The following is a 12005-nucleotide window of genomic DNA, read 5'->3' on the forward strand; positions in this document are numbered from 1 at the left end:
GAACAGGCCCGCGACCGCCCGGGAAAGGGCGGTTTTGCAGACATGTCCTCTTCCATCCGGACTGTGACCGTCGGCTCCGGCATCGCACCGGATCTGCTGACCTTCCGCGTCAACGGAAGCGCTCGCGGGCTCCCGGATCGCTCCGGATACCGCCGGTGGGGAATTTCACCCCGCCCTGAGAACAGGCGTAAATAAGGAATTTTCGCCGGGGGATGCAAGAGGCCTCGTGCGGCCGGCCCCGGGAAAATCACCAGCAGCAGAAGCCGCCATCAACGAGAAGGTCGACGCCGGTGACGAAACTCGCCGCATCCGAGAGCAGGAAGACGGCGGGGCCGACCATCTCGTCGACGCTGGCCATGCGCTGCATCGGCGTCTGCTCCTCGAAAAGCTTCGTCTGGTGCACCATTTCGGGCCGGGTGTTCATCGGCGTCGCGGTATAGCCGGGGCTGATCGTGTTGACGCGGATGCCGCGGCCGACCCACTCCATCGCCATCGACTTGGTCATGTGGATGACGCCCGCCTTGGAGGCGTTGTAGTGGCACTGGCTGAGGCCGCGGTTGACGATGACGCCGGACATGGAGGCAATGTTGACGATGGCGCCGCGGCCGGTCTTCAGCATGGCGCGCGCTTCGGCCTGGCAGGAGAGGAAAACGCCCTTCAGGTTGATGTCCATCATCGTCTGGAACTGGCTTTCCTCCATCGTCTCCGCCGGATTGGCATTGGCGATGCCGGCCGCGTTGACGGCGAGCGAGAGGGCGCCGAGCTCCGCCTCGGTGCGGGCGACGGCCTCGGCGAGCGCCGCGCCGCTGGTGACGTCGGCAGCGACCTGGATGCTGCGGCGCCCGGCCCGCGCGATGAAATCGGCCGTCCGGGCAAGCCCGTCGTCCGTGCGCCGGTCGAGCAGCGCGACATCGGCGCCGCACTGGGCAAGGCCGATGGCGATGCGCTGGCCGATGCCGCTGCCGGCGCCCGTGACGAAGGCGACATTGCCCGAGAGATCGAACATTTTCGGCGCGTTGAGCGTGATGTCGGACATGATTTCTTCCTTGTTCAGATCGTTGCCAGTTCCATGACCGAGACGTCGTTGGCGTCCTCGCGGTTCAGGATGCCGGCCTGCTTGCCCTGGGCCATGACCATGATGCGGCTGGAGACGCCGAGCACCTCCTCGAGGTCGGAGCTGACCACGATGACGGCGACGCCCTGGCGCGCCAGGTCCATGATGAGATCGTAGATCGACGAACGGGCACCGACGTCGATGCCGCGCGTCGGCTCGTCCAGCACCACGACCTGCGGCTTGCGCGCCAGCCATTTGGCAAGCACCACCTTCTGCTGGTTGCCGCCGGAGAGCTCGCCGGCATTCTGCCCGCCGCGGCCCTTCACGCCGAATTTCCTGATGTAGTCCTCGGCGAATTCGCGGATGCGGCGGGTGGAGAGCCAGCCGTTGCGGGCGATTTCCCCGAGATTGGCATAGCCGATGTTTTCCGCGATCGAATGGTCGAGCACCACGCCCTGGAGCTTGCGATCCTCGGGCACGAGGACGATGCCGTTGCGGATCGCATCGATCGGCGAACGCGGCGTGACGGGTTTTCCGTGCAAAAGCACTTCGCCGGCGGAAATCGGGTCCGCGCCGGTGATGGCGCGGACAAGCTCCGTGCGGCCGGCGCCCATCAGGCCGGCAATGCCGAAGACCTCGCCCTTGCGGACGGAGAAGGTGATGTCGCGAAACGCCTTCGACGGCGAGGAAAGGCCGCGCACCTCCAGCGCCACCTCCTGCGTCGGGACGGGGAGCGCGGGGAACATGCGTTCGAGCGAACGACCGACCATGGCCTCGACGATGGTGCGGATCGGCACGTCGCCACGGTCGAACTCCTGCACCTTGGCGCCGTCGCGCATGACGACGATGCGGTCCGTGATCTGGCGGATCTCTTCCAGCCGGTGCGAGATGTAGATGATGCCGACGCCTTCGGATTTCAGACGCTCGATCTGGCGGAACAGCGCCTGCGTCTCCTCGCCGCCGAGCGCGGCGGTCGGCTCGTCGAGGATGAGCAGGCGCGCGTTGAGCGTCAGCGCCTTCGCGATTTCGATGAGCTGCTGCTTTCCCGTCGAAAGCCCTTCGACGGGGCGGTCGGGCGCGACGTCGAGCCCGAGGCGCTGGAGGCCGGCGCGTGCCTTGTCCTCCATCGTCTTGCGGTCGAGCCGGCCGGATTTCATGGGATAGCGGCCGACGAAGACGTTTTCGGCAATCGAAAGCTTCGGCAGCAGTTTGAGTTCCTGGTGGATCATGCCGACCCCCTCGTCCATGGCGGCGCGGGGATTGGCGGGGGCGTAGGGCTTGCCGAGCCAGGTCATTTCTCCGGCGGAGGGCTGGACGGTGCCGGAAATGATGTTCGACAGGGTCGATTTCCCGGCACCGTTTTCGCCGAGCAGCGCCACGACCTCTCCCGGATGGATGTCGAGATCGACACCGTGGAGGACCTTGATCGGACCGTAGGATTTCTGGATCCCGCGGAGCGACAGGATGGGAGAGCGGTTCGTCATGGCGCTGCTGCCTTCGTGCTGTTACGGGTGGACCTTGACGAATTCCGGCGCGTTCTCGCAGGTCGTCAGCACGGCGTTCGGCGTCTGGCGCTCCTCGACCTTCTCGCCGGCAGCGACGGCGAGCGCGGATTCGACGGCGAGAACGCCCATCTTCTGCGTGCTCTGCGTGGCGGTGGCGATGAACGGGCCCGTGCACTTGGCGAGGTATTCGAGCGCCGAGACATCGCCGTCATAGCCGCCGATGATCACCTTGTCGGAGAGGTTGGCGACGTCGACCGCCTTGGCCGCGCCCATCGCGAGGCCGTCAGCCTGGCCGAAGATGATCGTGATGTCGGGATTCGCCTGCAGCATGTTCTGGGCGATCGTGAAACCTTCGTCGGCCGACCACATGTTGCTCCATTGCTGGTCGACCAGCTCGACGCCCTGGTTCTCGTCGATGGCGCGCTTGCAGCCGGTGAAGCGGTCGACTTCCGGCGTCGTGCCCTTCTGGCCGTGGATGATCGCCATCTTGCCCGAACCGCCCGCCTTGCCGATGATGTACTTGCAGACTTCATAGGCGGATTCGACGCTCTCGCCGGCGATGAACGTGTCGCCCGGGGCACCCTCGGGCGTGCGGTCGACGTTGATGACGGGAATGCCGGCCTCGCGGGCAAGGCGGGTCGGCACGGCAGCGGCGGCGGCACCGGCCGGGATGTAGATGAAGGCGTCGATGTCCTGCGTCATCAGGTCCTGAACCTGGCTGACCTGGGTGTTGGTGTCGTTCTTGGCATCGACCACGACCACCTCGATGCCCTTTTCCTTGGCATGCTTCTCGACGCCGAGCTTGATCTGGTTGAAGAAGTCGGCCTGCAGGTTCGGCACCGCGAGGCCGATCTTCTTGACCTCGGCGGCGGATGCGGGAAGCGCGAGGACGGACGCGGCGCTTGCCGCGATCAGCAGTCTGGACAGTTTCATGGTTTCTCCTCCGGTTTGCCCGGCAGCCCCCGCCCCTGCAGGAAGCCGCCTTCCTTTTGCCGGCCCGCACCATTGCGGGCCGTTTTCGCCACCCCGCCGGCGGCGGGGGTGAACGGGGTTACTTGCGCTTGCGGTAGGTCTCCGCCGTCACGGCGAGCACGATGACCGCGCCGATGATGACCTGCTGCATGAAGGGCGAGACGCTGAGCAGGTTGAGGCCGTTGCGCAGCACGCCGATGATGAGGACGCCGATGATCGTGCCGCCGATGCCGCCCGTGCCGCCCGAAAGCGAGGTGCCGCCGATGACGACCGCCGCGATGGCGTCGAGCTCGTAGGAGACGCCCGAGGACGGCTGGACGGAGTCGAGGCGGGCGGCGAGCACCATGCCGGAAAGGCCGGCAAGGAAGCTGCACACGACATAGACGAGCACGGTGGCGCGCTGGACGTTGATGCCGGCAAGGCGCGCGACCTCGGCATTGCCGCCGATGGCATAGAGCACGCGCCCGCCATGGCGGTAGCGCTGATAGAGCAGGCCGACGATGAAGACGACGATCATCACGGCGACGGTCAGCGTCAGGAAGCCGCCGAAGCGCACGATGGCCATCATGTTGAACCAGGCCGGAAAGCCGATGATCTGCTGGCCGTCGGTGATCATGTTCGCAAGGCCGCGCGTGATCGACATCATGGCAAGCGTCGCGATGAAGGCCGGCACGTTGAAGCGCGTGATCAGAAGACCCGCGACGAGCCCGTTGAGGGCGGCGACGAAGAGGGCGAGCGGAATGGCGATCCCCATCGGCAAGCCGGCGACGACGTTGAGATAGCCCAGCACCATCATGGCCAGCGCCATGACCGAGCCGACCGCAAGGTCAATGCCGCCGATCAGGATGACCATCGTCATGCCCACAGCCATGACGCCGAGCACCGTGATCTGGTCGAGCACGTTGAGGAAGTTGCGCACCGACAGGAACTTGTCCGTCGCAAAGGTGAGAAAGAGGCACAGCACGATGAGGCCGATCAGCGGCCCCGTGGCGCCGCGCAGCGAGGGCAGCGCAATACCGGCCACCCCGCGTCTTTCCTTCACATCCGCCACCATGAGCACTCCTCCCGACCGGTCTCCGCCTCGCGTTTCGCTTAACGCATAAATATTCATTAGTGTGTGTAAATTCGTAACGCATCCAAGCGGAGTGTGTCAAGGCGCCACTTCCGAATTCTTTAGCGGCTACTGATGGTATTTTCGCTTGACTTGTCCGGCGCCCATGCAAATATATGTATAACTGTATATTTATTCACAACGAGGGTTTCATGCAGCCGAACGATCTCGACCGCATCGCTCGCCAGATCCGCCTTCGCGATCTGCAAGCGGTTTTTGAAGCTGGCGCAGGCCATATCGGCGGGGAAATGTCCGCCATCGACATCCTGACGGCGCTCTACTTCCGCGTCCTCGACATCTCCCCCGAGGCGCCGAGACGGCCGGATCGCGACCGCTTCGTGCTGTCCAAGGGGCATGTGGCACTGGCGCTCTACGTGACGCTCGCTAGGCGCGGCTTCATTCCGGAAGAGGAGATCGCGACCTTCCTGAAGCCCCATTCGCGGCTCAACGGCCACCCGAACTGCAACAAGGTGCCGGGTGTCGAGACCAATACCGGCCCGCTCGGCCATGGCCTGCCGGTCGCGGTCGGCATGGCGAAGGCCGCCAAGCTGACCGGCGCGACCTACCGCGTCTACGTGCTGACGGGCGACGGCGAGATGCAGGAAGGCTCGAACTGGGAGGCGATCGCCTCGGCCGCACAGTTCGGCCTCGACAACCTGACGCTGATCATCGACCACAACCGCTTCCAGCAGGGTGCCTCGCTGAAGGACACCAACAACCTCGCGCCCTTCCCCGCCAAGCTTGAAGCCTTCGGCTGGGATGTCACCGAGATCAACGGCAATGCCATGGACGAGATCGTTCCGGCGCTGGAAAAGCGTGGGCGCCGCCCGCACTGCATCGTCGCCCACACCAACAAGGGCCACGGCATTTCCTTCATGCAGGACAAGGTCGACTGGCACCACAAGGTGCCCAATGCCGAACAATACGAAATTGCCGTGGCTGAGCTTTCGGAGGCCCTTTGATGAACGCCGTGACCCCTTCCGCCAAGCTTCACGATTGCCGCGACGCCTTCGTCGCCGTGCTGGAGCGCCTCGGCGCCGACAATCCCAAGGTCGTGGCCGTCTGCAACGATTCCGTCGGCTCCTCCAAGCTCGGCGGCTTCAAGGCCAAATGGCCCGAACGCCTCGTCAATGTCGGCATCGCCGAGCAGAACCTCGTCGGCGTCGGCGCCGGCCTTGCCAATGGCGGGCTGCTGCCTTTCGTCTGCGCAGCCGCCTGCTTCCTGACCGGCCGGTCGCTGGAGCAGATCAAGGCCGACATCGCCTATTCCAACGCCAATGTGAAACTCGTCGGCATCTCCTCCGGCATGGCCTATGGCGAGCTCGGCCCGACGCACCATTCCATCGAGGATTTCGCCTGGACGCGCGTCCTGCCGAACCTGCCGGTCATCGCGCCCTGCGATTCCATCGAGACGGCCGCCGCCGTGGAATGGGCCGCCAGGTATGACGGCCCGGTCTTCCTGCGCCTCTCGCGCGTCGGCGTGCCGGACCTGCTGCCGGCCGGCCACACCTTCGCGCCGGGCAAAGCCAACCTGCTGCGCGACGGCGATGCCGTCACCCTCATCGCCAACGGCACGCTGACCCACCGTATAGTGAAGGCCGCCGCCATCCTCGCCGAGAAGGGCATCGAGGCGCGCGTCCTCAACATGGCGACCGTCCGGCCGATCGACGTCGAGGCCGTGGTGGCCGCGGCACGCGAGACCGGCGCCATCCTGACCGCGGAGGAGCACTCCACCTTCGGCGGCCTCGGCTCCGCCATCGCGGAGGTCGTCGTGGCGGAAGCCCCCGTGCCGATGAAGATCCTCGGCGTGCCCGGCATTTTCGCCCCCACCGGCTCAGCCGAATTCCTGCTCGACGAGTTCGGCATGTCGCCCGCCGCCATCGCCGAGGCGGCCATCGCCCTGATCGCGCGAAAATCTTCCCGCACGTGATTGTGCGGGGCTAGATTTCGTGCCGGGGCGCGGCAAGACCTCCCTTTCGCCGCGCCCTCCAACTCCTGTTCACCGGAGCCGCCATGACGACCGCCATCCTCGCCATCGACCAGGGCACCACGAATTCGAAGGCCGTGCTCGTCTCCACGGACGGCGCGATCCTGGCCCGCGGCGCATCTCCCGTCGGCATCGAGCATCCGCAGCCGGGCTGGGTGGAGCAAAACCCGCAACGCCTTTGGGAATCCGTACAGGAGGCCATCGCCGCCTGCCTTGCGGCAGGTCCTGCGGTAAATATCCTCGGCATCGCCATCTCCAATCAGCGCGAATCCGTCACCATCTGGGATGCGGAGACCGGAAGACCGCTCGGCCCGGTCGTGAGCTGGCAGTGCCGCCGCAGCGCGCCGGCCTGCGCCGACCTGATCGCGGCGGGCCATGCGCCGCGCGTCCAGGCGCTGACCGGCCTTCCCATCGATCCGATGTTCCCCGGCCCCAAGATGAAATGGCTGCTCGACCGCGTGCCCGAGGGACGTCCCGTCCGGCTCGGCACGATCGACGCCTGGCTCATCCACTGCTTCACGGATGGCGCGGTCCATGCCTGCGACGCCGCCAACGCCGCGCGCAGCCAGCTCTACGACCTCAACCGACGGGAATGGAGCGACGAGCTCTGCGCCCTCTTCGGCGTCGAAAAGGCCGCCCTGCCAGAGGTGCGCGACAGCGCGGCCCGTTTCGGCGTGACGAGGAACGTGCCGGGCCTTGCCGACGGCATCCCGATCGCCTCGGCCATCGGCGACAGCCATGCCGCCCTCTTCGGCCACGGCGCCTTCAATCCCGGCGACGGCAAGGTGACCTTCGGCACCGGCTCGTCGATCATGACCACCCTGCCGCGCTTCATCGCGCCGGAACAGGGCATCACCACGACCATCGCCTGGTCGATCGGCGGCAAGCCGACCTACGCTTTCGAGGGCAATATCCTGGTCTCGGCCGCCTCGCTGCCCTGGATGGCCGAGATGCTCGGCCTGCCGGACGTGCAGGCCCTGACCGAGCTTGCCGCCACCGCCGAGCCCGGCGGACCCGGCTTCGTGCCCGCCTTCGTCGGCCTCGGCGCACCCTATTGGCGCTCCGATGCGCGGGCACTGTTCTGCGGCATCACCTTCAACACCAGCCGCGCCCAGATGGCCCGCGCGGTGACCGACAGCATCGCCTTCCAGGTGCACGACGTCTTCAAGGCGATGTCCGCGCAATCGCCGGTGCCGCTCGGCCGGCTCCATGCCGATGGCGGCCCGAGCAGGAACACCTTCCTCATGCAATGCGTCGCCGATACGCTGGGCCACGCCGTCATCCAGTGCGATGCGCCCGAGGCCTCCGCGCTCGGCGCGGCCTATCTCGCCGGCCTCTCGCTCGGCGTCTGGCCGGATCTCCCCGCCATCGCCGCCCTGCCGCGCGCCGCCAATGCCATCGCCCCGCGTGCTTCCGACGCCACACGACGACTTGCGGTCTGGAAAGACGCGATCTGCCGCTCGACCCTAACGGGTCCATCCACTATGAGTGAATAAAAATTCACTCATGGAGAACCCTATGGGAAGGCTCAACGAGCTGCGACTGATCGCCCGCGTTGCCCAGATGTACCATATCGAAGGCAAGCGGCAGGCGGAGATCGCCGAGATCATGCACATGTCGCAGGCGACCGTCTCGCGCATGCTGAAGCGCGCGGAGCAGGAAGACATCGTGCGAACGACGGTCATCCCGCCCGCCGGCACCTTCGCCGAACTCGAATTGGCCCTGCGCGAGCGCTACAGCCTGACCGAAGCCATCGTCATCGACTGTTCGGAGGACCGCGACGGCGCGATCATGGCCCGCATCGGCGAGGCTGCCGCCCATTTCCTCGAAGTCACCCTGCAGCAGGACGAGATCATCGGCGTCTCGAGCTGGAGCCAGACCATCCTGCGCATGGTGGACAACATCCACCCGCTGAAGAACGCCAAGGCAAAGTACATCGTGCAGATCCTTGGCGGCATGGGCGATGCCTCGGTGCAGATGCACGCCACGCAGCTGACGGCGCGCCTTGCCAAGCTCACCGGCGGCGAGCCGCGGCTCCTGCTCGTCCAGGGCATCACCTCCTCGCGCGAGGCGAAACTCGTCATGCTCGCCGATCCGGCCGTGCGCGAGACGATGGACCTCTTCGGCCGCCTCAGCCTCGCCATCGTCGGCATCGGCGCGGTGGAGCCGTCCGAAATGCTGGCCCGGTCCGGCAACACCTTCTCCCGCCAGGAAATGGCGATGCTGCACGAGGCCGGCGCCGTCGGCGAGATTTCCTACCGTTTCTACGACCGGGACGGAAAACCGGTGGAAACCCCGCTCAACGACCGCGTCATCGGCATCTCGCTGGAGGACCTGCGCAGGACCAACCGCGTCATGGCCCTTGCGGGCGGAGAATCGAAGACCGAGGCCATCGCCGGCGCCCTGAAGCTGGGCGTCATCGATGTGCTCGTCACCGACAAGTTCACTGCGGCACGGCTCACGGCCTGATCCATCCCGGACCAGTCCACGGCCTGCTGCGCATTATGGAGAGAAGACCATGAGACGTTTCGCAGGCCAGACGGTATTCGTCACCGGGGGCAACAAGGGCATCGGCCGCGGCATCGCCAAGCGCTTTGCCGAGGAAGGCGCGAGGGTCGCCATCGCGGCGATCGAGAAGGACACGGCCGCGGCCGCCGAGGCGCTGGCCGCGGAAACCGGCGCCGAGGTGATCGGCCTTGCGCTCGACGTGACCGACGCGAAAGCCGTGCAGGACGCCTATGGCGAGGCCGAGGGGAAGCTCGGCGCGATCTCCGTTTCCGTGCAGAATGCCGGCGTCATCACCATCGCCAAGGTGGAGAACCTCACCGAGCGCGAATGGGACCTCAACCTCGACGTCAACACCAAGGGCGTGTTCCTGTGCTGCCAGGAGGCGATCCGCCGCTTCCGCACCAGCGGCACGAAGGGCCGCCTGATCAACACCGCCTCCGGCCAAGCCCGCCAGGGCTTCATCTACACCCCGCACTATGCCGCCTCGAAATTCGGCGTCGTCGGCCTGACGCAGAGCCTCGCCAAGGAGCTGGCGCGCGAAGGCATCACCGCCAATGCCATCTGCCCCGGCATCATCCACACCGAGATGTGGGACTACAACGACCGTGTCTGGGGCAAGATGCTCGGCGAATACGGCCCGGGCGAGCTGATGGCCGAATGGGTCGAGGGCATCCCGATGGGCCGCGCCGGCACCCCCGCCGAAGTCGCCGCCCTCGTCGCCTTCCTCGCCTCCGAGGACGCCGCCTACATCACCGGCCAGACGATCAATGTCGACGGCGGACTGATCATGTCGTGACGCCGCAGCCGTCCGGCGGCTGTTTGGAGCATTTCCGCTTTCTCCCAAATCGCGGAAATGCTCCGTCGCCGCCGCCCTTGCAGGCCCGGCATCGGTCTATGGACGCTGAATCTTGAACGTCTTGACTTCATTGCCCCGCTCGATCGAGCGGTTGGCGATGAAGCGTTCCGATTTTGCCGCGTCCGTCTTCCTGTCCTCCAGATGCTGCAGCATGGCTGCGAGCCGCTTGACCGCCAGCGCCTTGTTGCGATGCTGGGATCGCTCGTTGCGGGCGATGACGCGCAGCCCGGTTGGAATGTGAATGGCCCGGACGGCGCTGTCCGTGGTGTTCTGGTGCTGGCCGCCGGGTCCGCCGGCCCGCAGGGTTTCGAACCGGATGTCGCGCGGATCGATCGCCACGTCCTCACCGCCGGAAAGGTCGACGCGCTGTACGCAGACGAACCAGTTCTGCCGCTTGTGGCCCGGACGCACCGGGCTCTTGAACAGGAACTTCACGGTGCCGCAGAACTCTGCGGCCATGCACGGTGCCGCTTCGCCCTCCAGGCTGACGAGGGCGGATTTCGGGCCGTGACGGTCCGGCATAGGCCCCGTGCTGACCTCGAAGAGGCAGCCACGCGCCGCCGCTTCCTTTTCCAAGATATCGAGACACGCCCTGACGGCGATGCGGCATTCGGCAGGACCGTTGCCGGCGGTGATCAGCAGATCAAGAGCGGTCATGCTTGCGCCTCCCCGTCTGGCGGTGATCCGGTTTGTCCGGGCGGCGGGCACGCCCCTCCTCGTCGACCGCCTTCTTGTAGGTGACGAGCGGCCGCATGGCGGCCAGGCTTTCGACGAGGCCCGCCGCCACGAGATCGGCAACCACCCGCCCTGCATCCTTGTAGGCGGAGGGCGCCTCTTCGATGACGAGCGCGCGGTCGTCGCATATGGCGATGCCACCCCAGGCATTGCGCAGGAGGTCGTCCCGTTCGGAGCGGGTCCGGCCGACGCGGCCGTGCATGGTGGCACGGTCGTATTTGCGCCCCGCACCGTGCGATATGCCGCCCAGCGAACCGGCGACCTTTTCCGTGGCCCGCACGATGTAGCTCAGCGTCGCGCGCGACCCTGCGAGCGGGGCGATCATGCCGGGATCGACGGCCGCCGCGCCCTTGTGGTGGACATAGCCCTTCCCGCTCCGGCGAACGAGATTATGCGGCACGTCGGTCACCGGGCGACAATCGGCGCCAAGCGCCGAGGCCGCCTTCTCGGCGATGAGGATGCGGTTGAGCGAGGCCCAGGCAACACACTGATCATGCCTGCCGAGCCAATGGAGGCCGGCCGGAGACGAGGCATCGAGCCCCAACATCAGGTCCGGTTCGGCCGAGAGACTGTCGGACAGGACAGTTGCTCCGAAGCCGCGGGAACCCGAATGGACGAGCAGGTAAAGTCCCTGGCGGTCGATGCCGGATACCGGCGAGGAGAAGCTCTCCACCGCCTGCAGCTCGCAGAAGTGATTGCCGCCGCCGATCGTTCCCAGCGCGTCCGCGAAGAGATCGCCCGGAAGGCCGACACCGTCGAGGCGCCCGGCAGCATCGTCGACCGCAAGCGCGTCGAACCGCCGGAGACGGCTTGCCGCCCTGTCGAGCTTCAGCTTCCGCAATGGAAGATCGAGCTCGAACAGGGACATGCCGCAGCCGATGTCGTTGCCGACGAGCAGCGGATGCAGCCTGTCCGACAGGAGCGCGACACCTGTCGCACCGTATTTGCCCGGATGGAGATCCGGGAAGGCCGCGATGCTTCTGACGCCCGGAAGGCGCGCCATCCTGTCGAGTTGGTCGAGCGCGGCGCCCTCGATCCAGCTTTCGGCCGAGAAATAGTGATGGATAGTCGCCGGCGTGCATGCCGGCTGGGTGGAGACAGACGTGTCCCCGAAAAAAGTGCCCATGATAGAACTCTGGATAGGTGCTCGTGTCCGCCGTCGAAGACGGCAGGTCGAACGATCCTCCTCAGCCAGGCTGAGTCAGACCGGAACCCCGATGGGGCGTGAGGAGATGTTCTGCATCGATCCGCTCCCTTTCCAGAAACACATTGACGGC

At 66.2% G+C, this 12005-nt stretch carries 11 protein-coding genes and 1 riboswitch; of the genes, 5 read left to right on the forward strand and 6 right to left on the reverse strand.

What is annotated here, in order from left to right; all coding sequences use genetic code 11:
* Positions 1-40: 40 nt before the first annotated feature.
* Positions 41-187: riboswitch (FMN riboswitch) on the reverse strand.
* A gap of 60 nt (positions 188-247) precedes the next feature.
* The 4 genes from AABQ55_RS24035 to AABQ55_RS24050 form a co-directional block, all read right to left on the reverse strand.
* Complete coding sequence (locus AABQ55_RS24035) at positions 248-1036, reverse strand: SDR family oxidoreductase (protein ID WP_272807674.1); 789 nt, start codon at positions 1034-1036, stop codon at positions 248-250.
* 14 nt (positions 1037-1050) lie between these two features.
* Complete coding sequence (locus tag AABQ55_RS24040; protein WP_272807673.1) at positions 1051-2538, reverse strand: sugar ABC transporter ATP-binding protein; 1488 nt, start codon at positions 2536-2538, stop codon at positions 1051-1053.
* Between the two features lie 21 nt (positions 2539-2559).
* A complete protein-coding gene (locus AABQ55_RS24045; protein WP_244766305.1) occupies positions 2560-3492 on the reverse strand; it encodes a substrate-binding domain-containing protein in 933 nt (310 codons plus the stop codon).
* Positions 3493-3610: 118 nt separating this feature from the next.
* Positions 3611-4585, reverse strand: coding sequence for an ABC transporter permease (locus AABQ55_RS24050; RefSeq protein ID WP_244766304.1), 975 nt, complete (start codon positions 4583-4585; stop codon positions 3611-3613).
* Between the two features lie 209 nt (positions 4586-4794).
* Here AABQ55_RS24050 and AABQ55_RS24055 point away from each other — a divergent pair, with 209 nt between their 5' ends.
* The 5 genes from AABQ55_RS24055 to AABQ55_RS24075 all read left to right on the forward strand — a co-directional run bounded on the left by AABQ55_RS24055 (position 4795) and on the right by AABQ55_RS24075 (position 9933).
* Entirely contained in the window at positions 4795-5604 is an 810-nt protein-coding gene (locus AABQ55_RS24055) for a transketolase (RefSeq protein WP_272807672.1), read from the forward strand.
* Positions 5604-6572, forward strand: coding sequence for a transketolase family protein (locus AABQ55_RS24060; RefSeq protein WP_272807671.1), 969 nt, complete (start codon positions 5604-5606; stop codon positions 6570-6572). The genes AABQ55_RS24055 and AABQ55_RS24060 overlap by 1 nt, the downstream gene beginning before the upstream one ends.
* An 83-nt stretch (positions 6573-6655) precedes the next feature.
* Complete coding sequence (locus tag AABQ55_RS24065; protein ID WP_272807670.1) at positions 6656-8125, forward strand: FGGY family carbohydrate kinase; 1470 nt, start codon at positions 6656-6658, stop codon at positions 8123-8125.
* Between the two features lie 22 nt (positions 8126-8147).
* Positions 8148-9098, forward strand: coding sequence for a sugar-binding transcriptional regulator (locus AABQ55_RS24070; protein ID WP_272807669.1), 951 nt, complete (start codon positions 8148-8150; stop codon positions 9096-9098).
* A 49-nt stretch (positions 9099-9147) separates the two neighbouring features.
* Complete coding sequence (locus AABQ55_RS24075) at positions 9148-9933, forward strand: SDR family oxidoreductase (protein WP_272807668.1); 786 nt, start codon at positions 9148-9150, stop codon at positions 9931-9933.
* A 96-nt stretch (positions 9934-10029) separates the two neighbouring features.
* Here the strand turns inward: AABQ55_RS24075 and prfH are convergent, their stop codons facing one another.
* A complete protein-coding gene (prfH, locus tag AABQ55_RS24080) occupies positions 10030-10650 on the reverse strand; it encodes a peptide chain release factor H (protein ID WP_272807667.1) in 621 nt (206 codons plus the stop codon).
* Positions 10637-11854, reverse strand: coding sequence for an RNA ligase RtcB family protein (locus AABQ55_RS24085; RefSeq protein ID WP_272807666.1), 1218 nt, complete (start codon positions 11852-11854; stop codon positions 10637-10639). Before AABQ55_RS24085 ends, prfH begins: the two co-directional genes overlap by 14 nt.
* Positions 11855-12005 lie beyond the last annotated feature (151 nt).

The sequence above is a fragment of the Shinella sp. WSD5-1 genome (genome assembly GCF_963942435.1).
In the GTDB taxonomy this organism is placed as follows: Bacteria; Pseudomonadota; Alphaproteobacteria; order Rhizobiales; family Rhizobiaceae; genus Shinella; species Shinella yambaruensis.